The organism is Amycolatopsis sp. NPDC102389 (assembly GCF_044765885.1).
In the GTDB taxonomy this organism is placed as follows: domain Bacteria; phylum Actinomycetota; class Actinomycetes; order Mycobacteriales; family Pseudonocardiaceae; genus Amycolatopsis.
Map to the genome: position 1 here is coordinate 1 of NZ_JBIWKX010000052.1, position 25,187 is coordinate 25,187.

A 25,187-nucleotide genomic window follows, 5' to 3' on the forward strand; every position below is an offset into this window, starting at 1 on the left:
GTGGGATGGCGGCCGCCGCTGCCGGGCGCGCCCGGTCCGCGGACTTTACAGGAGTACCTGGACAGCCACCGTATGCCCGCGGGGATCTCTTTCGACACGGCCGGCGGAAAGCTCAGCAATGCCGCCATGGTGTTGCTGCGGGAGTGGGTTTACTCTATTGCCACGGAAAAGAACGAGCTGGGCAGGTGGCGCTATTCGATCAAGGATATTCATGTTGCCGCCGGCCAGGACCTGCTGGTCTACAGCACGGTCAGGGTTTGGGTCGCAGATGCGCGCGAGCTTGCGCGGGGCGCGGAGGACGCCGACACCGGTGGCAAACCTGTCTTGGAGAGGGATGCGGTGGTGGGATGGCGGCCGCCGCTGCCGGGCGCGCCCGGTCCGCGGACTTTACAGGAGTACCTGGACAGCCACCGTATGTCCGAGAAGATCTCTTTCGAGAAGACCAACGGAAAGATCAACAATGCGGCCGCGGCATTGCTGCGGGAGTGGGTTTACTCTATTGCCACGGAAAAGAACGAGCTGGGCGGGTGGCGCTATTCGGGCAAGGATATTCATGTTGCCGCCGGCCAGGACCTCCTGGGCGAGAGAACGGTCAGGGTTTGGGTCGCAGATGCGCGCGAGCTTGCGCGGGGCGCGCAGGACGCCGACACCGGCGGCAAGCCTGCCTTGGAGAGGGATGCGATGGTGGGATGGCGGCCGCCGCTGCCAGGCGCGCCCGGTCCGCGGACTTTACACGAGTACCTGGACAGCCACCGTATGCCCGCGGGGATCTCTTTCGACACGGCCGGCGGAAAGATCAACAATGCCTCCGCGGCATTGCTGCGGGAGTGGGCGCAGTCCCTGGCCACGGAAAAGAACGAGCTGGGCAGGTGGCGCTATTCGAAAAAGGACATTCATGCTGCCGTCGGCCAGGACCTGCTGGTCTACAGCACGGTCAGGTCTTGGGTCGCAGATGCGCGCGAGCTTGCGCGGGGCGCGGAGGACGCCGACACCGGTGGCAAGCCTGTCTTGGAGAGGGATGCGGTGGTGGGATGGCGGCCGCCGCTGCCAGGCGCGCCCGGTCCGCGGACTTTACACGAGTACCTGGACAGCCACCGTATGCCCGCGGGGATCTCTTTCGACACGGCCGGCGGAAAGCTCAGCAATGCCTCCGCGGCATTGCTGCGGGAGTGGGCGCAGTCCCTGGCCACGGAAAAAGACGAGCTGGGCGGGTGGCGCTATTCGATCAAGGACATTCATGCTGCCGTCGGCCACGACCTGCTGGTCTACAGCACGGTCAGGTCTTGGGTCGCAGATGCGCGCGAGCTTGTGCCGGGCGCGGAGGACGCCGACACCGGCGGCAAGCCTGCCTTGGAGAGGGATGCGATGGTGGGATGGCGGCCGCCGCTGCCAGGCGCGCCCGGTCCGCGGACTTTACACGAGTACCTGGACAGCCACCGTATGCCCGCGGGGATCTCTTTCGACACGGCCGACGGAAAGCTCAGCAATGCCTCCGCGGCATTGCTGCGGGAGTGGGCGCAGTCCCTGGCCACGGAAAAAGACGAGCTGGGCAGGTGGCGCTATTCGATCAAGGACATTCATGCTGCCGCCGGCCACGACCTCCTGGCCTACAGCACGCTCAGGTCTTGGGTCACGGATGTGCGGAGGCAGCGGGGAGGACAGCAGGAGAGGGTGCCGGGTGGGTTTGGTTCGGTGTCTTTCGGCGGTGGGGGCAGGCCGATGATCGTTCAGACGGGGCGGTTGGCAGATGAGAGTGGTGGTTCCGCGTTCGCGGGGCGTGTCGAGTTGCAGCGGCGGCCTTTGGAGGAAGCGTTGTCGTTGGTGCCGGAGTGGGTGATGGAGTGGTGGCCTGATTCTTCGCCGGGCGCGCCAAGTACGTTGCTCGAGTTCCTCGTGGCGAATGAACACATGCTTCCTGAAGATGTGTCGCCGGTACCTGATGAGAACGGCGTTCTTCAGGGGACGGTGTTGATCTTTGTGCGTGCCTGGTTCCTGAAAGCGCTGGAGATAGGAGTCGAGGAGGATGGCTGGATTGATTCAGACGACGTCGCGGCCCTCATGGAGCTTGTTTCCGGATGGCCGGTGACGGGCTTGCTTCCAGGCGGGGAGGATTTGTTCTCGGTTCCGGCGTCGTTGTTGCAGGCTGCTCCCGGCTCGTCCGCGGTGTCATCGGAAATTCGTGCGGAGGCGCAGGCGTCGATGGCGCTGGGTCGGCAGAAATCGCGGGCGCGTGTCGAGGAAAGCGATCATGACGTGGAAATGGAAGTGCCGGTTGTGGATGCTTCGCCACAGGACATGATGCCCGGTGGACAGTCCGGCGCCGGTGAACCGGCCAGGGGCAGAGATCTGGAAGATCGTGTGCGCGTCCGGGGGCACGACGCGGGCGTGGCCCCCGCCGACGAGGTCAGCGGGAGCGTTCCGGCTGGCGCTGAGAGTGCGCGGCGGGTCCTTGACCAGGGCAGGGAGGAAACCGTGTGGGGCGAGTCCGGGCTCGAGGTCGGCGAGGAAACGTACATGGTGCGGGCTGTGAGGCACCGGGTTGAACCGTTCGCGGGCATGGATGACCTGTTCCCCTTGCGTGATCGCCGTGATCCGAGCCGGGCCGACGAGCCCTACGCCGATGACAACGGTGATGTGCACCCCGCGGTGAAAAGAGGCGTCGATCGGATCACCGCCAAGATGGCGGAGGGTATGGCGATGCTCAGAGGTATCGCCGAGGACCCCGACGATCCCCGATTGCCCGCGGAGCTGGCGACGAAGATGTCTGCCGTGCAACAATTCCTGGGCATAAAGGTGGCGGAGGAGCTGAAGCGGTTGGTCCTGCGCAAATCGTTGCTGTCTCCTCGGCTCGTGGTTGGCCCGGTTTTGCCGGAGCATGTTCTGAATCATGATCAGGGGCTGGCCAACGGGAAAGAGCTAGGGGTGCAGCTGAGCGACGCCGAGGCGGCCTTGCCTGGGAACCCTGCTCTGGCGGGGAGCAGAATCGACGTGAAGGGTTTGTATCTGGGGGCGTCGTTGAGAACGCCTGGTTCTCAGGAAGAGTGGAAAGAGAAATACCGGCAGGCCCCGCACTATACTTTCGCCACGCGTTCAAGGGGTGCGAACATCACCCATATCGCCGGGGAAGGGATGACCAACTCCGTCGGTTTCGTGAACGCGCCGACCGCTCCGGATGCTTATCCTCCGGAGATCAATCACGCTGCGGTCAATTCGCTGCTCATCCCCTTTAAAATCACAATTCCGAACAAACGCGGCAAAGATGTGGAAGACATGGTTATCGCGCTGATCGTACTGGATAACGCGTACGACTCCTCCGATAATCCGCACCATGTACTCTGGGCCGAGTACAGTCACGAGTTCTTCAGTGGTCTTTCAGTAGTCGTCAAAGAGGAACCCGGATAATCCTGGACATCGACCCTGGTGCCCGAATCAAGGAATTGGTAAACGGCAGCACGTCGTGATTGTGGGCCGGGTGGCCTGTCGGTCTTGTGTTGACTGACACCTGAAAAGAACGCAGTTGCGGCGAGAGCGCGAAGGGCCACGGCTGCTCAACTGGGCGGTCGCCTCGTTACCGGTGTGCGAGGACACCACCCCGTCAGGCTGGGCACGATGGCTATTGGTGCGCCGATCCCTGACATCTAAGAGCAAGGGTGAACCCGAACTTGCTTACTGCTTATGTTGCGCCCCACGGGAACGGACGATGATGAGCTGATCCGGGTCGCAAACGCCCGGTGGGCGGTCGAGGAGTGGTCCCAGACCGCCAAGAGCTACTAGGTCGGCGCCTACCGTATCGCTCCGGTGGCAAGATGTCCGTGTGGAACGATGTCCGCCGAGGGAACCGTGAACGCCATTCCCTTCGCGAACACAGTGCTCCAACCCGGTGAGATCGCCGACGACGAACAACGTTGCAGCGCGATTTACGTTCCTTTCAAAGTGTATATATGCCAAATAATCAGGGCAAACTTACGCCGATGATGATTTCGGTGGCCGTGGCATTGGGTAACGAGTTCGACCCGGCCGTAAATCCTTATGGCATCATCGCGATCGACTACGGCCCTCTCTATCTCGACATCTTCAGGGACCGGAAAATCGTTAAGCCGTAACTGGAAGACGATGCGTGAGCAACCTTCGGACTCTGGCCATAGAGATTTCGTTGAGTCCGGTCTGGTCGACTGTGCACTGGACCCGTAGGCCGTCGGGCCGGTGCGGGGCAAGCGGACTCGGGAGGACATCTGATGGGCAACGGGAAGGCAGGCCGCCAAGGCGTTCTGATGATCACGCTGGTCGCGGGCCTGGTATGGGCTTCGTCGCCTGCTGCGGCGCAAGAGATGCCTGTCCCCTTGCCCGCCCAGCAAAAGGGGTGCCTCCCGGCACCCGCGAACACCGAGCCCGGGGTTCCCTGGGCTCAGCAGCGGATGGCCGTGGACCGGGTCTGGGCGCTTACCAAGGGGGCCGGCGTCACTGTGGGAGTGGTCGACACCGGTGTCGACGGGAGTACGCCGCAGCTGTCCGATGGACGTGTGAAACCCGGTGTCGATGTCACCACTCCGGAGCGCAAACCCGCGAACGACGACTGTTTCGGGCACGGCACTTTCGTTGCCGGAATCATCGGTGCCGCCGTCCGGCCAGGGACCGGGTTCGCCGGTGTCGCGCCCGAAGCCACCATCCTCCCGATTCGTTGTGCGATCACCACGGCGGACGGCTCGCCGCCGGTCCTGACCGCGACGGAGATGGCCAAGGGCCTCCGCGCCGCCGTCGACGGTGGAGCCCGGGTGATCAACATCTCGGCCAGCACCGACACTCCCGACGAGGAGCTCGCGGACGCTGTCCGGTACGCCGCGCAGCGCGACGTCGTGGTGGTCGCCTCCGCGGCGAACACCGCCCAGCAAGGCGACCCGATCACCTATCCCGCTTCCTATCCCACCGTCATCGCCGTCGGCGCGATCGACATCACGGGCAAGAAGGCGGACTTCTCCCAGACCGGGAAGTTCCTTTCCCTGGTTGCTCCCGGCGTCGGGGTCACCAGCGTCGGCCCCGGTGGTGCCGGGCACTGGGTGGGAAGTGGCACCAGCTACGCCGCGCCGTTCGTCGCGGGCGTCGCCGCGCTCGTACGCGCCTACCGTCCGCGGCTGTCGGCCGAGCAGGTCAAGTACCGGCTGGAAGCCACCGCTGACCATCCGGCGGCTGCTCTGCCCGACGCGCAACTGGGCTGGGGCACGGTCAACGCGATGGCCGCCGTGACGACGTTGCTGCCCGAGGAATCCGGTACCGCGGCGCCCGTCGTCGCGGCTGAGCCGGCACCCTTGCCGGTGCCCGTCCGGCCCGATGGCCCCGGCGAGGTCGTCGCGGTCACGGCCGCGATCTCGGTGCCGGTCCTCGCGTTGATCGGACTGCTGGTGTTCCGCCTGTGCTTGGGCGCGAGGCGCCGCCGCTGGAAGCGAGCCCGGGTGGTCGAGTTCTCCGGCCGCACTTGAGGGCACCTGCTCACGGACCTTCGATGAGTTGAACGCGCGTGGAGGCCCCCTTTCCCCGGCTGGGCCGAGGAAAGGGGGCCTCCACGCGCGCGAGAGACTGGAAGGTCTCCCGCGGCCTCCGACCGGAGCGTTGGAGGCTCGGATCAGCCGGCCGGAGGCTGTAAATCGTCCTCCACCAGCGGTGTCTGGACCAGCCGGACCGAACGGCGCCGGTTGATGAACTGCGCGCGCCCCGGCGGAAGTACCCGGGGCCGGAGGTTGCCCAGGAAAGCCCCTTCGGTCTTCGGGCAGGACAGCAGCAGCGCCGGTGTGCCCAGTTCCCACATGCGCCGGATCGCCGGGTTGCTCATCGAGCGGCTGGCCCCCGCGGTGCTGCGCGCGAGGATGATGTGCACGCCGACGTCGGCGGCCTGGGCGAGCACCGGAATCAGGCCCTGCAGCGGACCGGCGCTTCCGGCGGATTCCGACAGCTCGAAGTCGTCGATGATAATGTAGAGCCGCCCACCCGACCACCAGTCGCGCAACGGGAGCCTGCTCGGGCTGATTTCCGGACCGGGAATGCGTTTCTCGATGACGGACGCCGCACCGGCGATCGATTTCGTGAGTGCTTCGGCGCCCACGGCGTATTCCAGCTGGTACTCGGCCGGGATCGAATCCCGCAGCTCGCGGCGGAAGTCGCCGAACATGATCCGGGCTTCATCGCTGCTGTGGTGTGCCACGATCGATCGCGCGATGTGCTTGAGGATGTTGGTCTTGCCCGATTCGGCGTCGCCGTAGATCAGCAGGTGCGGCGTGATGTCGAAGTCGTGCCACTCCGGTTCGAGGTGCTGGTCCTCGAGGCCGAGCGCCATGCGCATCTCCGCCGCCGCCGACGGCGCGTGCGGCGCCGGCAGTTCCCGTGTGTGGAGGGTCTGAGGCAGGAGCCGGACCTTCGGTGCTCGGGGTGCGCCGGGGGGCGCGAGCGCTTCGGCGAGCTCCACCGTCGCCTCGGCGAGATCGTCCGTGCGGGAGTCGCCGTCGATCCGGGGGAGGGCGGCGAGGAAGTGCAGCCGGTCCGGGGTGATACCGCGGCCGGGGATCGACGGCACGGTCGCGGCGAACCGGCTGTTGATCTCGGAGTCGACGGGGTCGCCGAGTTTGAGCTCGAACCGCGTACCCATGACGTCCCGGAGCCATGGCCGCATTTCCGACCACCGGTTGGACGCGACGACGAGATGGATGCCGAAACTCAGTCCTCGTGCCGCCAGCTCGGTGAACTTCTCCTCGATCTCTTCGAAGTCCTGGCGGATCGTGTACCAGCCGTCGACCACGAGGAAGACGTCGCCGTAGGGGTCGAGGTCACGGAAGCGGCCCTCGGCACGGGCTCGGCGGTAGCTGACCATCGAGTCGACGTTGTGCTCGGCGAAGATGGACTCGCGCCGCGCCATCAGGTTGGTGATCTCCAGGACCGTGCGGGTGACCCGGTCGCGGTCGAGCCGGTTGGCGATGCTGCCGATATGCGGCATCGCCGCGAGCGACGAGAGCGTCCCGCCGAAGTCCAGGCAGTAGAACTGGACCTGCTCGGCGGTGTGGGTGAGCGCGAGCCCGCAGATCAGTGTGCGTAGCATCGTGCTCTTGCCGCTCTGCGGACCGCCGACCACCGCCGCGTTGCCCTTGCTCCCCGACAGGTCGGCGATCAGCAGCTCACGCCGTTGCTGCGCGGGCAGGTCGATGAGCCCGACGGGCACGGTCATGTTGGCGGTGTTCAGTTCACCGACCGGGCGCGGCCCGTACGTCGGGTGGTCCACCAGCGGGGGCAGCAGCTGGTCCAGGGTCGCCGACGTCTTCAGCGGCGGCAGCCAGACCTGGTGCGCCCGCGGCCCGATACCTCGCAGCCTGCCGATCAGCACGTCGATCATGGTCTCGGTGGCCTCGTTGGCCTGGGGGTCTTCGACAGGCTCGGGCTCCGGTGTGGCCGGCGGCTCGATGTACCGCTGTCCGAACGCGACGATGTGCTGCTCGACGGCGAGCCCGCTCTGCCGCCGCTTCGGCCGGTAGGGCGCCGAGGAGAACGCGCCCTTGAAGCGCACCAGCGTCTGGGTGTCCGGCCGGAGATAGCCGTTGCCCGGGCTGTTGGGCAGTTCGTAGGCGTCCGGCACGCCGATGACGCTGCGGCTCTCCATCGCGGAGAAGGTCCGGAGACCGATCCGGTAGGACAGATGCGTCTCGACCTTGTGGATCCGGCCTTCGTCCAGGCGCTGCGACGCGAGCAGCAGATGCACCCCGAGGCTGCGGCCGAGCCTGCCGATCATGGCGAACACGTCGATGAACTCGGGCTTGCTCGAAAGCATCTCACTGAACTCGTCCACCACGATGAACAGCGAAGGCATCGGCTCGAGCGGCACACCTTGGGCGCGGGCGGCCTCGTAGTCCCGCCGGGAGGCGTAGTTGCCTGCCGCACGTAGATGTTCCTGGCGCCGGTTCATCTCACCGGTCAGGGCGTCCTGCATCCGGTCGACCAGTTCGAGCTCTTCGGCGAGGTTGGTGATCACCGCGGAGGTGTGCGGCAGCTGGTCGAAACCGAGGAAGGCCGCGCCACCCTTGAAGTCCACCAGCACGAAGTTCAGGTCTTCCGGGGAATGTGTGGTGGCCAGGGCGAGCACCAGGGTGCGCAGCAGTTCGCTCTTGCCGGAGCCGGTGGCGCCGACGCACAACCCATGCGGCCCCATACCGTCTTCTGCCGATTCCTTGATGTCGAGTTCGAGTGGTGAGCCCGCCCCGGCGATGCCGATCGGTACCCGCAGCCGCCGTTTCCCGGTCATCCGGTCGCGTCGGTACTTCACCGGGTCGAAGGTGGCGACGTCGCCGATGCCGAGCAGGGTGGCCAGGTCGTAGTCGACGGCTAGCGGCTCGTCGTCTTCGGAAACCTCGCCGATGCGGAACTGGGCCATCGTCCTGGCGAGGGCGTTCGCGGCGGTCACGCTCATCCGGTCGGGACGGCAGAGCCGGGCGGTCTGCTGCTTGCCCACCCGGTCGAAGGAGACGGTCCGGACCTCGTCCTCATCGACCTCCAGGAACAACGCACCCGCCCGCTGCTGCCAGGGGAGCGACCCGGACACGTCCAGGACCACGGTGTTGCGATAACCCTCATCGGCGGCCCGGTGGTCGGCGGGCACCGAGGCGCCGTCGAGGACGAGGACGACGAACGGCTCGGACGCGGTGATCGGCGTGTCGGCCTCGAACCGCGGCCGCCCGGTGAACGAAGGACCGCCGAGCAGCAATTCGGCCTGCGTGATGTCGTCGGCGGCGAGCCGCCGGGCTCCAGCGGCGTCACGGCTTTCGAGGTCCTGGTGGTGGGGGAGCCATTTGAGCCAGTCCCACCGGTCCATGTGTTCCTCGGAGGCGCAGACCGCGACGCGCACGTCACCGGGAGCGTGCGCGGTGGCCAGCTGGGCGAGGATCGCCCGCGTCAGTCCGAGAACGGATTCGTCGTCGCCGGAGAACTGGATCTGCCCGAAACCACGCAGGTAGACCGCGATCGGCGCGTCCGGGAGCGTGTTGTACGCCCGCATGAACCGGCGCAGAGCGTGTGCCGTGAGCGGTTCGAGGTCTTCGATCGGCTGGCTGTCCGGCGGGACCAGCTTGAACGTCGAACGCTGGGTGCCGAGGCCGAGCCTGATCTCCCCGAAGTCGTCGTGCGCGGGGCGTCGCTCCCACAGCCGGTAACCCAGCGCCATCGACCAGAGCGCGTGCGGATCCGGGTGGATCCAGCGGGCCGCTTTTCGCTGAGCGCGCAGTGCGTCGCGGGCCTGCTTACGCAGCTGGCCGAGGTAGCGGATGTAGTCGCGCCGGTGCCCGTTCAGTTTCTGCTTGTGCGTGACCGAGTTCCGCAGCATCTGCGTGACGAGCATGCCCAGGGCGGACAGCACCATGAGGCCACCGCCGATATAGGCGAAGGCGCCGGCGCCGGGGCGGACGAACATCATCACCATGGCGAGCGAACCCAGTGCCATGGGTGCGTACATCAGGACGCTGCTGATGCCGCCCCCGGTGTCTTCGGGCACGCCAGGGGGCGGCTGAAGCTCGGTTTCGATCTCGGGGGCGGGCGGTTTGGGCCGCCGCGCGCGCCGGGCGAACAACGTGGTGCTCACAGGCTCTCCCTTGGTGAGTGGTTCTCCCCGTTCTCGGGGATCTCGGTCCGGCGTGGGCCGCCCGCGGCGCGGCCGTGGTTAGCGTGGACGCCGGGACAAGGGCCTGGACCTGGACGGAAGGGCCTGTCACCTGAAGAAGAGCGAACACAGCATCGCACAACGAACGCGGCGAAGCTACCGTCCATTTCGGATGGTAGGACCAGACGACCGGTCCCTCCGGTCGACCTGAAACATGTGCTGAACAAGGGGCTGATCCGTGACGGCGTCCGAACCGGTACCGATCGTGGACCCGGGAATCGAAGTGCTGACCTTCGAGCAGCTGGCCCAGCTGGTCAACGAGGTCAGCCCGGATTCCTTCTACGGGCGTGCGCAGGCTTTCGACACGGCCATGGCGCAGTTCGAGCAGGTGCAGGACAACCTCGCGCGCGGGACGCGCGAGCTGTGGGACGCCTGGCGAGGCGAGGGTGCCGATTCCTTCGCCGACGTCGTCCGTAACGTCTCGACGCTCGGCAACACGGTGATCCAGGCCATGGCCAGCCCAGGTTACGGTGCCACGCTCCGGCGGGCCGGTGACGCGCTGGCCCTCGCGCAGCAACGTATCCGCGACCTCCAGGCGCAGAAACGGGAAAGTGATCTCCCGGCCGCGCGTCAGGTGGTGAACGAACTCGGTATCGCCTACCAGGAGATCGGGTCGGCCATCACGCCGTTCCCCGGTGCCGAAACCGAGATCCCGATGAACGGCCAGGGGCCGGCGACGAACTCGACCGCTTCCGACGGGGCGACCCCGGCGACGGGCACAGTCCAGCCCCCGGCGGGGGACGGTCGGTATGGCGACGTGACGGAAAGCCACAGTGGCGGCATCATGCCCGCCGCGGCCTTGGTGCCGTTGGGCGGTCCGATGGCGCAAGGGCAACCCGGTCGGCAGGGTGACGTCTGGGCCGGGTTACTGGGCGATACGCCCCAGGGGCGGAGCGAAACCGTGACGTCCGCTGTACTGGGCAAGGGAACATCGGTCACCGAGCCTCACGTGGATGAAGGAACCGTTGACGGTCAACAGAACGGGGCCGTCGTCGCGGTGCTGGGCCGGGTTCCGGGAGGGCAGGACGGGTCGCGGGAGCCGGAACGCAAAAAGAAGCAAAAGCAGAAGGACGGGTGCGAGGACGAAAGCGCGACCACGGAGCCGGACGAGCCGCAGTTGACACCGGAGGCCCCGAAAGCGGATCTCACGTCCTCCGGGGACGCCGCCCTCAAGACTGATCTCACCGCCGATGCCGACGAGTCTGCCCCGTCGGTGTCGACGGTGTCCGCGAAGGACTCTTCACCCACGACTCCCGCCGCTCCCCAACCGGTCGAGAGCAAAGCCCCGGCTCCCGCCGTCGCTCCGGCCACCTCGACGGTGCCTTCGCCGACCGCGACCGCCGGAGCACCCGCACCCGCCGAGCCGGCCGTGCAGCCTGAAGCCGTGACACCTCCGGTCGAAGCCCTCGAAGTACCTCCGCTCCCGCACGGTTCCGGAGCCGGGCTTCCCGGCAATGCCACGCCGATGTCGCTGGGCACGCCGGCGCAGCCGGTCGTCGCGCCGGTGGTCGCGCCGGTGGGAGGAGAGACCTCCTTGCCGGGCGCACTGCCCGCTTCACCCGCGTTCCGGCCCGTCACCGGCGGCTTCGACGCCAGTGCCACTCACGGAATTCCGCCGGTGGTTCCGGGCGGGACCGGTTCCCCCCGGATGCCAGGGGAAGCCATGCACGGCGGCGGTGGCGGATTCATGTCGCCGATGCTCGGTGGCGGAGTCAGCGGAGGCCACGACACCGACAACGAACGGCAACCGGCAGGCTTGCTCGGCGTCGACCCCAAGGTCTGGGAGGGTTCCGGTAACGCACATCAGGTCCTGGGCCGTCCTGCGGCGGCACCGCCGCCGCGGGCGGGCGATCTCGACGACGCGAAGAAGAGGGCCATGGAGATGGTGGACTCCGTGCTGGGACGCTCCGACGAGAAAGACGAGGACCGGGCTCCCGAGTAACGGGTCGAGAGCGGGGATGCGGCCTTGCTCCGTGAAGTACTCGTTTCCTACCTTGAGAGCAAGATCCCGGCAAGGTCGCGATCTTGCAGGTCGGTTGAGCCGAGGTAGGGCCTTGGTGACGGTGGGGCGGCTGTGACCTCGGCGGCCGGTCGTGAAGTACGTGAAGGCCCCCTTCCTTGCGTCTAGCGCAAGGAAGGGGGCCTTCACGTACTTCGGTAAGGCGTGACTCGCGAGGGCGGTGTCGCGTCACCCAGCTCCCGCCTCACCCGAGACACGACACGTCCCTTATGGACAGTCAAGAGCCGGGGGAGGCTCCTCGGACTGCACAGGAAAGTCCGTGAAGGCATCCCTGAGAGTCAGGGGCCAAGCAAAGTCGCATAGCCGCCGGTCAGGTGAGTCGTGAGCGGCGTTTCGGGTTCTCACGGACTCGTCTTTGGTTACCCGCTGGTGCGGGCGACCCGTCCGACGATGCGGGAAATCAGGACACTCACCGTCCCAATCCCTGCATTGTCGAGCCCGATAGCCCGCCGACCTTGCCGGGGACCTTGACCTTGAGAGTCCCGGACCGGGGTATTTCGGATATGGCGTGTGTCCACTTAGGGCAGATCGCACGCGGCGCACAGCCCGGCGTCACGAGATTTTCTTATGCTCGGTCCCATGATCGTGGTGCAGTGGGAGAAGAGCGTGCCGTTCGCGGTATTCGAAACCATCGACGACTACAACATCGCGTATCCCCAGGCACGGATGCCGTATCACGGCGACGTCCGAGGAGGGTCACGCAGCTTCACCTGCGCCGCCTCCGGGTTGTGGGACGACCTGACCGTCAGCGGCCACAAGTACATCCTGGACTTCCTTCCCAGCGACGTCGCGGGCTCCGGCGACTCGGCGCCTGAAGGTACCGTCGTGGCTACCCGTTGGGGAAATCCGCCGGTTCTGCTGCTGGCCGAACGGGTGCCCGTGCGGTGGGCGTGGGAGGTCATCACCAATGCCTGGCCCACCACGCTGGACAGTGCGGCACGGGTTCTGCATTCCGCCTCTCGGGAGCGGTGAGGAGCCTTGCAGCTGGAGGCCGTCCGCTCGGCTCACTGTTTCCGGGCGTGCTCCACGATGTCGCGCAAACCGTTCACCACCACGGTGTTGTAGTTGAAGAGGAGGACGCCGGCGCCTCGCGTCCGCCATTCCTCGATCTTGCCGGGATGGTCCACCAGGGCGAACAACGAACACCGTGGCGCGGATCCGACCGCCTCGGCTATCCGATCGACGGCCGACAGATAGTCGGCGTGGGCGAAATTCCCTGGTACGCCCAGTGAGAGCGACAAGTCGGTGGAGCCGATCCAGACGGCGTCGACGCCCTCGGTCGTGGCGATCGCGGCGCAGTTCTCGACGGAATGCCGGTCTTCGGCCTGAACCACGACGACGGTTTCGCGGGCGGCCTTGGCCAGGTGCTGCTCGAGACCGGAGGTGCCGTGGCGGCCTGCTCGGGTGCTCACCGCGAGGCTGCGAGTTCCCAGGGGCGGATAATGCGCGGCGCGGACCGCTGCCTCTGCCTCCGCGACACTCGACACGTGGGGCACGACGATTCCCGCCGCGCCGGCGTCCAGTGCGTGCAGCGCCGAGGCGGGCTCGTTGCCGGCGACGCGTACCAGTACAGGGATGCCGGCCGCGTCGCCCGCCCTGACGTGATGCTCCACCTCGACCGTCTCGGCGGACGCGTGCTCGGTGTCGAGCAGCACGAAGTCGAAACCCAGAAGCCCGGCCAGTTCCACCACGGAATGAGAAGGGATCTTGAGGATCAGGCCGAGAAGTGGAACACCGTCGACGATTCGGGCCCGCAAGCTCACTGGGTGCCGCCTGACAGCGGCTGATTCCAACCGCGGGCGTCGTCTCCGGGTGCTTCCCATCCGTCATCCGTCACGATGAGTGTGTCCTCCAGCTTCACGATGCCGACCTCGGGATTGGACAGGGTCGTCTCCAGGGACAGGACCATACCGACCTCGAGCGGGGCTTCCTCGTGATCCGCGGGGTAGGGCACCGGTCCCGTGCCGGTCAATCGAGGGGCTTCGTGGGTGATGAGGCCCATGCCGTGGCCCACGAAGAACATCTCATCCGCGTGGGGGCAGCCGGCCAGCGCTTTGTCGGCCAAGGCGAAGATATCCCCGCCTCGGCGGCCGGGCGTCACCGCGGCGCGCACACTCTGTTGCACCGATTCGACCTCGGCCAGCAGGTCGCGCATCAAACCGGTCGGTTCGCCCGCCACCGCCATACGAGCCAGATCGCCGATATATCCCTGGTACATACCGCCGGAATCGAGTGACAGCGCTTCTCCTTCTTGCCACACCCTTGACGAAGGCGCGCGATTGAACTCGCTGCCGCACGACACCAAGCAGTAGTCGAAAACCAGCCCTCGATCGGTCTGTTCCCGACGGAACCGCTCGACTATCTCGATTTTCGTTTCGCCGGGACGGGACGCGGCGAAGGTGGCCGCCATGGATTCGATGATACCGACCGAGGCGGTTCGCACCAGTTCGAGTTCTTGAGGGGATTTGATCGCGCGTACACCTTCGAGGACCGGATGTGCGTCGACGAAGGTCGCTCCTGGCAGCTCGGCGCGCAGTACCTCTCCCGCGTCGACGGGGAGAAAGGCCTTCTCCACGGCGATGGTCGTGTACTCCAGACCGCGCTCTCGCAACCCGTCGGCGATCGCGTGCGCCGTGTCCACGCTCGACCACGACAGATTCCGCACGTCGGGAACCCACAGCGGGAAAACGGAGGTTCCCCATTCCTCGTTCCCGCAGCCGACGTAAAAGGACTTCTCGGCGGCGCCCTTGAAGTAAACGAGCGCGGGAAGGTACCGCGACACGCCGATCGCGTCGAGGTTGGCGAAGAAGAAGTACCGGTACCCACCGAGCAGATGCTGGAGGGAGAATCGAGTGGTCGCGATCACCACATCGGCGCCGGACTTTTCCATAAGGGCGTCCATGCGGCTCTGGTCGAAAGGTAGGTCCATGACACTCCTTGCATCAATTACCTGTCAAAAGGCGGACAAGGTCAGTATAGTTCCGACTGGTGAGTTCCCCTTCGGGCAAGAATCGAGCGCAGACATGAACGAGTTCTCCGGCGGCGCGCAGGCCACTCCTGTCACTCGGTCGATCATGGACCGGTTCCGGTTGACCGGCAGGGTCGCCGTGGTGACCGGAGCCGGGCAGGGCATCGGCCGCGCTTTCGCCCATGCCCTGGGGGAAGCGGGTGCCAAGGTGGCGGTCGTCGACCTCAGCGCGGACCGTGCGGCGGAGGTCGCCGATGAGCTGCTGAAATCGGGGGTGGAAGCGGTCCCGATCCACGCGGATGCCGCCGACGAACGTTCCATCGAAGGCTTTGTGCGCACCACGATGGAGACGTTCGGCCGGTTGGACATCGCGGTGAACAACGCGGGGATCAATCTCAATTCCGCGGCCGAGGAGACGACGCTCGACGAATGGGACATGGTGCACAACCTCAACCTGAGGGGGGTGTTCATCGCGTGCCAGCACGAAGCGAAGGCGATGTTCCCGAACGGGTACGGAAAGATCATCAACACGGCATCGATGGCGTCACTGATCGTCCCTCACCCCCAGAAGCAGGTGTCGTACAACGTTTCCAAGGGAGCGGTGGTCAGCCTGACCAAGACGCTGGCCGCCGAATGGGCAGACCGTGGAATCCGGGTTAACTGCATTTCACCGGGAATCATCAGGACCGCCTTGATCGAAGAGTCCGAGGCGCTGGCTCCCTTGGTGGACGAATGGATTTCGAACATCCCGGCCGGCCGGTTGGGTGAGGTCGCCGACCTGCAGGGCGCCGTAGTTTACCTGGCGAGTGAGGTATCCGACTACATGACGGGACACAATCTCGCGATCGAGGGCGGTCAGACGTTGTGGTAGGCCATGCCTCGCCGTGCGTCACGCGGCTTCCATGGAACCACGAAGGGCCATCTCCCGTTGGAGATCGATGGCCGTGGCCAGTTCCTCGTCGGAGACGTCGTTGACGAACAAGGCCTTTCCGATGCCGACGGGCAGTGGCAACCGCTGCTGCCCGTCGCGCCGCCGGACCGTCGCGTGTAGCGCGCGCCCCAGCACCTCGGGCGTGTGCAAAGGGCTCCAAGTCGGAAGCTCGAGGTCGGACATCACCGCGAACACGCGGGCGCATTCGTCCTCGTCCACGAGTCCGCGCCGGCAGGCGAGCGCGGTGCTCAGCGCCATGTCGAGACAGACGGCTTCACCGTGCAGCATCGAAGGAAGACCGAGCATCTCGACCGCGGGACTGAAGGTGTGCCCGTAGTCCATGCTGCGTTCCAGCGTCTCTTCCCACAGATTCGGTTCGAGCTCCTCCAGCATGCCGCTGATCGCGGCCTCCAGGATGGCGGTGGCGGCCGCGTCCCCCTCCGGTGACCGCCCTTGGAAGTTCTCGTCCAGGACGAGCTTGCCGTGCTGCTCGAGAAGGTCGAAAAGCGCTTCGTCCTTGATCAGTCCGACCTTCAAGATCTCGGCGAGCCCATTGCTGATGTGACGCCGATTCAGTGTGGAGAGAAATCGCCGGTCGAGCAAGGTGAGCGCCGCCGCCGAATAGGTACCGAGCTGGTTCTTGTGACCGTTGAAATTCACTCCGGTCTTCACTCCGACCCCGGCGTCGACCAAACCGACCAGGGTCGTCGGGACTCTGACAAAGGGCGTCCCGCGTCGGTAGAGGCTGGCGGCGAGCCCTGCGATGTCCATCACGACACCGCCACCCACGACGATGACCGGCTCGCGCCTGCGATCGATTCCGAAGGCGTCGAGCCGCTCCACAAAGCGCAGTACGACGTCGATCTCCTTGCGCACCTCACCTGACTGGATCACCATGATCTCGTAAGTGACCCCGTGGTGGTCCAGGTACCGCCGTAGCTCGGCCCCGTACAACCTGTCGACGGTTTCGTCCACCACCACGAAGCGGCGCTGCGCCCGGCTTTCACCTGAGCTGCCCGCATCAAGGAGATCGGTGCGGTTCGGATCGAAAACGCGGTGACAGGACCGGATCTCGTAGTCGACAGGTTGCGAGGCCTTGACATACCAGGAGGAGATTCCCGCCGTCGGGGTGACCTTCGCGGCCGTGGTCGGTTTCCTCGGTGCGGGCGGCGCGACCGCGTTCGGCGCACCCTCGTCTTCCGGCCGGTGGTGCGAATTCGTCAACTTGGGCATCATTCGCCCTTTCTTCTTGACTGGGCCGCGGTCGAGTGCTCCGGCTCGCCGCCCTTCTGGTCACGGCGCTTGATAAGATCAAGTTAGGCAAACTGAACAAGACATCGCAATTCGTGATTCCACGTGGCGGAACACGGACTTGTTATTGTCGAGTGTTACTGCCTTTGGATACCCCGTCGGTCGCGGCTTCGGCCTGCCCAGGTGTCAGGAGGGGCGGGGCGGATCGTCCGGTCAGCGCCGGACGAGAGGGGACCTGGCGGTCACGGCGATCAGGGACCGGGCATAGCGGGCCGCCGCGGCCGGGTAGAGGTGGAAGAACTTCACGGGTGCCACCGATTCGATTTCCAGGAGCAGCAGCCTGCCGGTGACGGGGTGGCGGAGGAAGTCGAGCCGTACCGAGACCGGGTGGACCGGAACGGTCTTCAGGTAGGCGTCGTAGGTGGCGTGGATGTCGGCGAGATCCTCGCCGTGTTCGGCGTAGCCCGCGCGAGCGTTCGGATGGAACTGTGTTCCGGCGCGCCCCGGCGCGAGGATGGCGTCTTTGGTGATGGCGTGAGAGAACTCGCCCTCGATCATGATGATCCCGTTCTCTCCCAGCGAATCGATCGTGGAGACATAGGGCTGGACGCAAGCGGTCACCCCGGCCTGATCGAAGGCCGCGAGCTTGGCGACGAGTTCGCGCTCCTCGGTGACCCGGGCGGCGCCGAGCGTCCCTCCGGACGAGATGGGTTTGACGACGACGGCTTGCTCGCCGAAGTCGCGTCCCGCGCGGGCGAGCGTCTCCGCCGCGATCGCACCGATACCTTCCCCCGGCCGGACCACGGTGGTCGGGATGGTCTTGGCACCGTGCTGCTCGACCTGGGGAAGGTATTCCTTGCTCATTCCGCCCACGATGATCGGGTATTGGTTGGCCAACCGCACACCCTGGCGGTGCAGGGATTCCACCCATTCCCGGAATTCCGCGAGTTTGAGCCACATGTTCCACGGGGACTGGACGGCGACCACGTCGAACGCCGTCCAGTCGATGCCAGGGGATTCGTCCCAGCTGAGGACCTGCGTGGCGCAGCCTTGTTCTTCCAAGGCGGCTCGCAGCAGTGGAGTGTCCCGATCGGACCAGTCCTTGCCGGGAAAAGCACTGGAGGTTACGAGTGCGATGTTCACGGAAGCCCTCTCGATACGTATACGAGCGCCTTGCTCGGCGAAGCCGAAGGTAAGGACCGAGAGGAACGACCCGCAACATCGATTCCACGAACTGGAACACCGGTTCACGTGGCACAGCGGGTTTCCGATAATGCCTCACCACCAGGTCGCTCCGCGCCTGGACATTCGGGCAATCGCGTTGGACGAAGTGCATGGATATGTGCCCAGGCGGGGTGCGCAGGCAGAGGATCTAGCCAGACACCACTCCGAGAGTAGGGGCGACTGATCTGATGAGCCCGACCGAAATCGCAACCACGGTTCTTGACCCTTCGGTGCCCTTCGATTTGGGGCGATTGGACCTCGTCGGCCGTCCGACGGAGGTCGAGTTGTCGGACAACGCCATCGCGAGCATCAAGCGCGGCCGTGATTTCGTCGAGCACGTCCTCAGCGGCGACGGGAGGCCCGTCTACGGCGCCACCACAGGGTTCGGCCCTCTCGTGATCTTCGAAGGGCGGGACAGCACCACCGAGCAGTGCGACAACGTCCTGCAGCACCTCACCGTCGGACAGGGCGCCGACCTGCCGATCCCCATTGCGCGGGCGGCGATGCTCGTGCGTGCCCGGTCGCTGGCGCAGGGCTTGTCCGGTGTGTCGGTAGCCACAGTGGACGCTCTCTGCCGGATGCTTTCCACGGGTTTCGCCCCCGCCATCCCGACCTGGGGTTCGGTCGGGGCAAGCGGGGACCTCGTGCCACTCGCTCATGCGGTCCAGAGCCTGCGCGGTGTCGGGCACGCCTACGTCGACGGCGAGCGGATGCCCGCCCGGGACGCACTCGGCGCCGCCGGGCTCACCCCGTTGCAACTCGACGGCCGGGACGCGCTGGCTCTGGTCAACGGCACGTCGGTGACCACGGCCGCCGCCGGTCTGGCGGCGCTGTCCGCACAGCGTTCCCTCCAGGTCGCGATCGCGCTGACGGCGGTCCTTTCCGACCTGCTCGGCGCCACACCCGCCTTCTTGGCGCCCTCCTTGCTGAAGGCGTTCGGCCATCCCGATGTCGCCACCACCGGGCGGGAATTGGCGTGGTGGCTGGAAGGCACGACGCCGTCCATCGACCGGCCCCTGCAGGAGCCCTACAGCATCCGGTGCACGCCACAGCTGCTGGGAGCCGCGCGTTCGGCGATCGAGTGGTCGGCCCAGACCGTCTCGCAGGATCTGCGAGGAGTCAGCGACAACCCGTTGTTCTTCCCGGACGAGGACCTCGTCGCCCACGGTGGCAACTTCTTCGGCCAGCCGTCTGCCTTCGCCTCCGATCTGCTCTCCTCCGCCGTGACCCAGGTCGGCAACCTGGCGGAACGTCAGATCGACATGCTGGTGGATCCCGGGCGCAACGGTGGACGACCGCCGATGCTCGCCGCCGAGCCGGGGCGGCAGCACGCGATCCAGGGGCTGCAGGTGATGTCGACGTCGCTCGTCGTGGCGATGCGCCGGGCCTGCACGCCGGCGGCGATGCAGAGCGTCCCGACCAACCTGCACAACCAGGATGTGGTGCCGTTCGGCACCCAGGCGGCGTTGACCGCTTACGAGCAAGCCCGCATGCTGCGCCTGCTGCACGGAGCCCTCGGGGTCGCGGTGCGGCAGGCCGCACATCTCGACGACCGCGGTTCGACCGCGTCGCGGTGCACTGGCCTGGTGGCGGCGTTGTCCGAGCGGATCGCCCCGATAACCCGGGATCGGCCGCTCGACGAGGACATCCGGATCGCCGCGGACGTGCTCGACAACTACGTACGAGAGGCGAGTTTGTGACCGCCCTGGTGATCCCGCGGATCGTCGTTCCGTTGCCGCGGGAACACCTCTCCCCGTGCTCGGCGGAAGAAGAGATTCAGGACGGAGCGCGGCCGCGGCAGTGCCACGCCCCGTGCGCGGAGAGGCTGAACCTCCGTCCCGTGCCACCGCCGCCGGTCCAGTCGGAAGCTGAATTTGCGTGGTACCGCTGGGTGTTGGGACATCAGGGGTCCTTCGTTACGTGGCGGCTGCTGTCCTCGGCGCTCGACCGCCGCGACCTCGACGAGGCCGCGGCCCTGTTCGACGCCTACTCGGCGTTGCTGCTCTACTCGGGGAGTTGCACACGCGACGTCTACGCCACAGTGGTCCGGCCGCGGATGGCCGCGCGTCACCCGGCGATGAGCGGCATGTGGGCGCGCGACTACCGCCACATCAACGCGCAACTCGCCGAAGTGGTCCCAGCTCCTGGTTCTGCGCTGAAAGAGGCGATGAAGTTCAACCGCCTTGTGCATATGACGGTGGCCCACCGGCTTGTACCCACGGGCGGGTCGCTCCTCCGCGACGCCGGCCACGACGTCCATCAGGCGCCCACCGCGGAAGAACAGGACATCCTCGACGACTTCTTCCTGTTGGACCGGGCCCCGAACTGCGCGCGCGGATTCGCCGCCGCGTTGCGAGCCAGGGTGGCGGCGACACTCGCGGACCTGCGCGTGCGCCCGGTTCGGGAGTTCTACAAGCGGGAAGCGGTGAACCGTTTCCAAGAAGACCTGCCTGCGCACATCGGCCGCGTCGTATCGATCGCCGAAGCGACCCTCTTGGAAGGAGTCAACGCATGACGAATACGGAAACACTGCCGGAGAAGGCGGTTCTGCTGACCCCGGAGGTGCTCGAGTACATGCGTGGCCAGCTTCCGCCGTTCACCGACGTGCAGCAGGAGCTGATCGACGCCACACTCGCGCTGGGCGGAGTGGCGGAGATGCAGGTGCCGCCGGAGCAGGGCGCCCTGCTGACCTTGCTGGCGAGGCTCACCGGGGCACGCGTCGTCGTCGAGGTGGGCACCTTCACCGGATACTCGACGCTCGCACTGGCCGAGGGGGTCGGCCCGGACGGCAAGGTGATCACCTGTGACGTCACCGACCGCTGGCAGGAGATCGCCTCGAACGCCTGGACCAAGGCCGGCGTGGCCGATCGGGTGGAAAGCGTCTTCGGGCCCGCGGCGGAGACCCTCGGGACGCTTCCCGACGAGCCTTTCGTGGATTTCGCGTTCATCGACGCCGACAAGGTCGGCTACATCGGTTACTGGGAAGCGCTCGTGCCGAGGATCAAGCCGAACGGCCTCATCGTGGCCGACAACGTGCTCTACGCGGGTGAGGCGGCTTCGCCCGACGCCGAAGGCAACGCACGCGCGATCCGCGAGTTCAACGAGCACGTGCTGCGTGACGATCGCGTCGAATCGGTCATGCTCACCGTCGCGGACGGATTGACCCTGGCGCGCAAGAAGAACTGAGGTCGGTCCGTGGAAACAACACAGCAGACCGCGGCGTGGGAAGTGCCGGCCGGGGTGAATCTCCACGAGTACGTCCTGCTCTCCACCGCCGCGAGTGGCGATCATCTCGCGGTGATGGACCTTTCCCGGGGTATCCACCGCGAATGGACCTATGAGCAGGTGAACGCGGCCGTCGCGGGACTCGCGACCTGGTTGCGGCAGAACGGGATCGCCGACGACGACGTCGTGGCCGTGCTGACCGAGAACAGCGCCGAGTTCGTGGTGGCCTACCACGGGATCCTGGCGGCGGGCGGGGTGGTGCTCGCGCTCGACCCTCGGGACACCGCCGACCGCTGGCGGTCCACGATCGGCACCGGAGGCGCGAAGGCGCTGATCGCCGAGACGGCCTTGGGGCCGCCGGAGTCCGCGCTGCCGGTCGTCTGCGTCGGGGCGGTCACGCCGGGTGGTACCGCGTGGGAAGACGCCGTCGCGGTCGAGCCGCGGCTGACGCACCCGGCCGGGGGCGATCGCACCGCGGTGCTGATGAGTTCCAGTGGCACGGAAGGCGCGCCGAAGCTCGTTCCGGTGACCCATCGCAACCTGACCTCGAACCTCGGTCAGATCGACTACCTGCACCGGGTGCACGGCGATGACGTGGTGCTGTCGGTCCCGCCGCTGCGGCACGTGTACGGCATGCAGATGGCGATGAACCCGGCGCTGCGGGCGGGGGCGACCCTGGTGATCGGGGCCACCCCGTTCTCGGCCGAAGACTTCCTCCGCGACGTGACCGAACATGGCGTCACCCTGTCCTATCTGGTGCCCAGTGTCATCACCGAACTGGGGAAGACCGGGCGGCCGCTCCCGTCGCTGCGGATGATCGTCTCGGGTGGCGCGCCGCTTCCCACGACGGACGGCGACCGGTGTTCCGAAGTCCTCGGCGTACCGGTGGTGCAGGGCTTCGGGATGACCGAAGCGGGTTGCGTGAGCTTCAGCCCGGACGGGGTCGAGGTGCCACCGGGATCCACCGGCCTGCTGGTTCCCGGGACGGAGATCAAGTTCCTCGGCTCCGGCTCCGAGGACGGAACCGAGTCCGGCGAACTCTGGCTCCGCGGCCCTCAGATCGCCCTGGCCTCGGCGGACGCGGACGGCTGGCTGCGCACCGGTGACCTGGTGGCCCGGGACACGGACGGTTTCCTGCGGATCACCGGGCGGGCGAAAGCCCTGATCAAGTACAAGGGACACCAGGTGTCACCCGTCGAACTGGAAGAGGTGGTGACGAGCCACCCCGCCGTATCCGAAGCCCACGTCGGGGGAGTGCCCGACCCGATCGCCGGGGAGATCCCGAAGGCGTTCGTCGTCCTCGACGAGACCGTCCCGCTCGCGGAGATCACCGCGTACGTCGCCGAGCGGGTCGCGCCGCACAAACGTGTGCGGGCGATCGAGCGGGTGGCCGCCATCCCGCGTTCCTCGACCGGCAAACGGGTACGGCCACCGGCCCTGCGCGTGCTGGTCACCGGCGGAGGACGCGGGCTCGGGCAGATGTTCGCCACCGCGCTGGGCGCCACGGGTGCGAACGTGGTCGTCGCGGGCCGCGACGAGGGCGCTCTGGCCAAGACCGTCCTGGAGATCCGGCAAGCAGGGGGAACCGCGACGCACGTGACGCTCGACGTCACCGACGAGACCTCCGTGACTCGCGGGATCGCTCAAGCGATCGAGGCGTCAGGTGGCCTCGACGTCCTGGTCAACAACGCGGGCGTCCCCGGCCCGGTCGGTCCCTTGTGGACGGTCAGCGAGCGGGAGTGGCGGCGCACGGTCGAAGTCAACCTGTTCGGCGCGGCGGCCGTGACCAGTGCCGTATTGCCCGCGCTCACCGGGCGGGTGGTGAACGTGGTGAGCCGGGCGGGCCTGGTCGGCTGGCCGAACGCGAGCGCCTATGCGGCGTCGAAAGCGGCCTTGATCTCGTTGACCGCCAGCCTGGCGGGCGAGTTCGGCGAAACCGGCAGGGTCGCGGTGGCGTTCGATCCGGGCTTGGTGGACACCGGCATCACCAGAGCTCACTTGGATCGAGGCCGGACGGGTACCCGCTGGGAGGACGAGATCCTCGCGTGGACACTGAAAGCCCGTGAGGCCGGACATTTCACCTCCGCCGAGGTCGCGACCGAAGCGCTGGTCGCCGTCGTGACCGGAGCGGCGGATCACCTGAGCGGCCGCTATGTAGGCGTCGAGGACGTGGGCTCAGTCTTGCGTTCTCGGCCGGTTCGCCAGTAGATCGTCCGCGATCGTATCGAGGGATCACGGCAAAGTCTTGACTGTCCATAGGGACCTTTTCGGGACTGATGTGCCCAGTTTGGGCGACTTGCGCGGTTTCGCGACGCATCTCGACCATGGGTTCGGCGAAAGCCCCCTCTTCGCAACCTGCGGGTACGTTCACCACTCTCGAACCGGGCGAGGTGGCAGGGCCGTGTTGGCGAGAGCGCGGCGCCCGGAAATTCCGAGTTTGCGGTACACGTTGGAAAGGTGGAACTCGATCGTACGCACGGCGAGCACCAGGCGGTCCGCTATCTGTTTGTTGCTGTACCCGTGCTGCGCCATTGTGGCGATCCTCAGCTCCTGCGAGGTCAACCTCGTCCGCTGTACGGGAGTGGTGAGTTCGTGAAGCAGCTTCTCGATCTGTTTCGTCAACGTCACATCGCCGATCCACCGAGCTGATCGTGCGGCTCGAAGGAGTTGATCCTTGCCCGCTTGATGCTGGCCGGAGTCCAGAAGTCTCTTGCCCTGCTCGTAACAGACGGTCGCGATCCCGACCGGGGACCGGGCGACCTCCAGCAGATCGACGGCGTCCCTGAGCCGTTCGGACGGCCGTTCGGAATCCTCGATCATCTCGAGGACATACAGCCCCCACGCCACATGTTCCGGTGACCGCCACGCCGTCGCGGCCTCGTACTCCTGCGTCGCCGCGGCGACGGCGGTGTCAAGCTGTCCGCCGGCGGCGGCCGTCAGTGCCAGCAACCCCTTGCGGCGCGCGACCGAAAAAGTAGCCGCGACCTCCGTGCCGGGAAGTCGCGAAGACGCACTCAAATCCCGGTAAGCGTCGTCGGTCCTGCCCGCGATCAGATGAAGCCAGCCACGCACCACCAGCACCAACGGGCGCATTGTCGGCCACTTCCGCAGAAGCCGGTCGAAGTCTTGCCTTCGCAGGGCCTGGTCGGCCTGGTCTGCGTCATTGATCGCGACCAGCGCTTCGATATAGAGGGGGCCAGCCAGATCCCGCAGGCAAGCAGGATGTGCCGTGGTGGCGAGTCGCGCCAAGGCGGTCCGCGAACCCGCAAGGTCCCCGGCATGCTTCGCGTGCTCAGCCCGCATCAGCGCGACGTGATCGGTGAACCTGCCGTCAGAATCGCGCTCCAGCTTCCATAGCTGTGCGTCCGCGCTTTCGAGCTCACCGGTCCGCAGAAGAATCGTCACTCCATGCCATAGGCAGCTCGGATTCCACGAACACACTTCGTCGGTGAACACGAGTTCGGCCTGCGCCGCGGTCGCCAGGCGGTCGGTGCCCCGTGAAAGCATCGCCAGTGCCGCCGACGCTTGGCACCCCGGATGCGATTCCGGCCACTGAGGCCCGATGAACTCGGATTCCAAGACCGGCTGAGTTGCGTCGGGTTCCACGTTGGTCAACTTCATCCGGCCCTCCTGTCCCTCGCCCGTCATTGTCCACGAGCGTGGATAGCGTGGTTCACCCACTCGGGTGACTATCAAGGGGTTTGCGGGGCCGAGTTGTCGACGACAGCCGCCCCGGTGGTGAATCCGCGCGAGGACTTCGTCACCGAACGCGGCTACCGCTCATCGAGGTGGACCCACCTATGGCCTTAGGGCGGCCGCGACGAGTGTGCTCGCAATGTTTTAAAGCCCTGTCGTGGCCTCTGTGGATGAATCGGGTGTCCGTAGG

Annotated in this window: 16 protein-coding genes; 10 read left to right on the forward strand and 6 right to left on the reverse strand. The window is 66.5% G+C overall.

Annotation, left to right across the window (positions count from 1 at the left end; genetic code table 11):
- The first annotated feature begins 126 nt into the window (after nt 1–126).
- The 3 genes from ACIRGA_RS31975 (at nt 127) to mycP (ending at nt 5,474) form a co-directional block, all read left to right on the forward strand.
- Entirely contained in the window at nt 127–3,402 is a 3,276-nt protein-coding gene (locus tag ACIRGA_RS31975) for a hypothetical protein (protein ID WP_400948055.1), read from the forward strand.
- 569 nt (nt 3,403–3,971) lie between these two features.
- Nucleotides 3,972–4,103 carry a hypothetical protein gene (locus ACIRGA_RS31980; protein WP_400948058.1) on the forward strand — a complete coding sequence of 44 codons (132 nt, stop codon included), beginning with the start codon at nt 3,972–3,974 and terminating at the stop codon, nt 4,101–4,103.
- A 132-nt stretch (nt 4,104–4,235) separates the two neighbouring features.
- Nucleotides 4,236–5,474 (forward strand): type VII secretion-associated serine protease mycosin, encoded by a 1,239-nt coding sequence (mycP, locus tag ACIRGA_RS31985; RefSeq protein ID WP_400948061.1) that lies wholly within the window; start codon nt 4,236–4,238, stop codon nt 5,472–5,474.
- Nucleotides 5,475–5,617: 143 nt separating this feature from the next.
- Here mycP and eccCa read toward each other — a convergent pair whose 3' ends face one another.
- Nucleotides 5,618–9,604: a type VII secretion protein EccCa gene (gene eccCa / locus ACIRGA_RS31990; RefSeq protein WP_400948063.1), complete on the reverse strand. Its 3,987-nt coding sequence runs from the start codon at nt 9,602–9,604 to the stop codon at nt 5,618–5,620.
- A 256-nt stretch (nt 9,605–9,860) separates the two neighbouring features.
- On the opposite strand from eccCa, the gene ACIRGA_RS31995 reads away from it, so the two are divergent.
- Nucleotides 9,861–11,624, forward strand: coding sequence for a hypothetical protein (locus ACIRGA_RS31995; RefSeq protein WP_400948066.1), 1,764 nt, complete (start codon nt 9,861–9,863; stop codon nt 11,622–11,624).
- 657 nt (nt 11,625–12,281) lie between these two features.
- Nucleotides 12,282–12,674: a hypothetical protein gene (locus ACIRGA_RS32000; RefSeq protein WP_400948069.1), complete on the forward strand. Its 393-nt coding sequence runs from the start codon at nt 12,282–12,284 to the stop codon at nt 12,672–12,674.
- Between the two features lie 32 nt (nt 12,675–12,706).
- On the opposite strand, the gene ACIRGA_RS32005 is transcribed toward ACIRGA_RS32000, so the two are convergent.
- Nucleotides 12,707–13,465: an HpcH/HpaI aldolase/citrate lyase family protein gene (locus ACIRGA_RS32005; protein WP_400948071.1), complete on the reverse strand. Its 759-nt coding sequence runs from the start codon at nt 13,463–13,465 to the stop codon at nt 12,707–12,709.
- Nucleotides 13,462–14,631, reverse strand: coding sequence for a M24 family metallopeptidase (locus ACIRGA_RS32010; RefSeq protein WP_400948074.1), 1,170 nt, complete (start codon nt 14,629–14,631; stop codon nt 13,462–13,464). The genes ACIRGA_RS32005 and ACIRGA_RS32010 overlap by 4 nt, the downstream gene beginning before the upstream one ends.
- Before the next feature lie 94 nt (nt 14,632–14,725).
- Here ACIRGA_RS32010 and ACIRGA_RS32015 point away from each other — a divergent pair, with 94 nt between their 5' ends.
- Entirely contained in the window at nt 14,726–15,541 is an 816-nt protein-coding gene (locus ACIRGA_RS32015) for an SDR family NAD(P)-dependent oxidoreductase (RefSeq protein WP_400948076.1), read from the forward strand.
- An 18-nt stretch (nt 15,542–15,559) separates the two neighbouring features.
- Here the strand turns inward: ACIRGA_RS32015 and ACIRGA_RS32020 are convergent, their stop codons facing one another.
- Together ACIRGA_RS32020 and ACIRGA_RS32025 are read right to left on the reverse strand one after the other, a co-directional pair.
- Nucleotides 15,560–16,837, reverse strand: a complete 1,278-nt coding sequence (locus ACIRGA_RS32020; protein ID WP_400948079.1) for a sedoheptulose 7-phosphate cyclase — start codon at nt 16,835–16,837, stop codon at nt 15,560–15,562.
- A gap of 228 nt (nt 16,838–17,065) precedes the next feature.
- Nucleotides 17,066–17,995, reverse strand: coding sequence for a hypothetical protein (locus tag ACIRGA_RS32025; RefSeq protein ID WP_400948082.1), 930 nt, complete (start codon nt 17,993–17,995; stop codon nt 17,066–17,068).
- Nucleotides 17,996–18,306: 311 nt separating this feature from the next.
- Here ACIRGA_RS32025 and hutH point away from each other — a divergent pair, with 311 nt between their 5' ends.
- The 4 genes from hutH to ACIRGA_RS32045 are packed head-to-tail and all read left to right on the forward strand — an operon-like array spanning nt 18,307 to nt 23,509.
- Entirely contained in the window at nt 18,307–19,776 is a 1,470-nt protein-coding gene (gene hutH / locus ACIRGA_RS32030) for a histidine ammonia-lyase (protein ID WP_400948085.1), read from the forward strand.
- On the forward strand, nt 19,773–20,591 hold the full coding sequence (locus tag ACIRGA_RS32035; RefSeq protein ID WP_400948087.1) for an L-tyrosine 3-hydroxylase: 819 nt from the start codon (nt 19,773–19,775) through the stop codon (nt 20,589–20,591). Before hutH ends, ACIRGA_RS32035 begins: the two co-directional genes overlap by 4 nt.
- Entirely contained in the window at nt 20,588–21,262 is a 675-nt protein-coding gene (locus ACIRGA_RS32040) for an O-methyltransferase (RefSeq protein WP_400948090.1), read from the forward strand. The genes ACIRGA_RS32035 and ACIRGA_RS32040 overlap by 4 nt, the downstream gene beginning before the upstream one ends.
- A 9-nt stretch (nt 21,263–21,271) precedes the next feature.
- A complete protein-coding gene (locus tag ACIRGA_RS32045; protein WP_400948093.1) occupies nt 21,272–23,509 on the forward strand; it encodes an SDR family NAD(P)-dependent oxidoreductase in 2,238 nt (745 codons plus the stop codon).
- A gap of 159 nt (nt 23,510–23,668) precedes the next feature.
- Here the strand turns inward: ACIRGA_RS32045 and ACIRGA_RS32050 are convergent, their stop codons facing one another.
- On the reverse strand, nt 23,669–24,922 hold the full coding sequence (locus ACIRGA_RS32050; RefSeq protein WP_400948095.1) for a LuxR C-terminal-related transcriptional regulator: 1,254 nt from the start codon (nt 24,920–24,922) through the stop codon (nt 23,669–23,671).
- Between the last annotated feature and the right edge of the window lie 265 nt (nt 24,923–25,187).

Bases quoted from the DNA above. Each gene is read 5' to 3' on its own strand.
- ACIRGA_RS31975 (WP_400948055.1), top strand. From the start codon at position 127: ATGGTGTTGCTGCGGGAGTGGGTTTACTCTATTGCCACGGAAAAGAAC.
- ACIRGA_RS31980 (WP_400948058.1), top strand. From the start codon at position 3,972: ATGATGATTTCGGTGGCCGTGGCATTGGGTAACGAGTTCGACCCGGCC.
- mycP (WP_400948061.1), top strand. From the start codon at position 4,236: ATGGGCAACGGGAAGGCAGGCCGCCAAGGCGTTCTGATGATCACGCTG.
- ACIRGA_RS32000 (WP_400948069.1), top strand. From the start codon at position 12,282: ATGATCGTGGTGCAGTGGGAGAAGAGCGTGCCGTTCGCGGTATTCGAA.
- ACIRGA_RS32010 (WP_400948074.1), bottom strand. From the start codon at position 14,631: ATGGACCTACCTTTCGACCAGAGCCGCATGGACGCCCTTATGGAAAAG.
- ACIRGA_RS32015 (WP_400948076.1), top strand. From the start codon at position 14,726: ATGAACGAGTTCTCCGGCGGCGCGCAGGCCACTCCTGTCACTCGGTCG.
- ACIRGA_RS32020 (WP_400948079.1), bottom strand. From the start codon at position 16,837: ATGATGCCCAAGTTGACGAATTCGCACCACCGGCCGGAAGACGAGGGT.
- ACIRGA_RS32040 (WP_400948090.1), top strand. From the start codon at position 20,588: ATGACGAATACGGAAACACTGCCGGAGAAGGCGGTTCTGCTGACCCCG.
- ACIRGA_RS32050 (WP_400948095.1), bottom strand. From the start codon at position 24,922: ATGAAGTTGACCAACGTGGAACCCGACGCAACTCAGCCGGTCTTGGAA.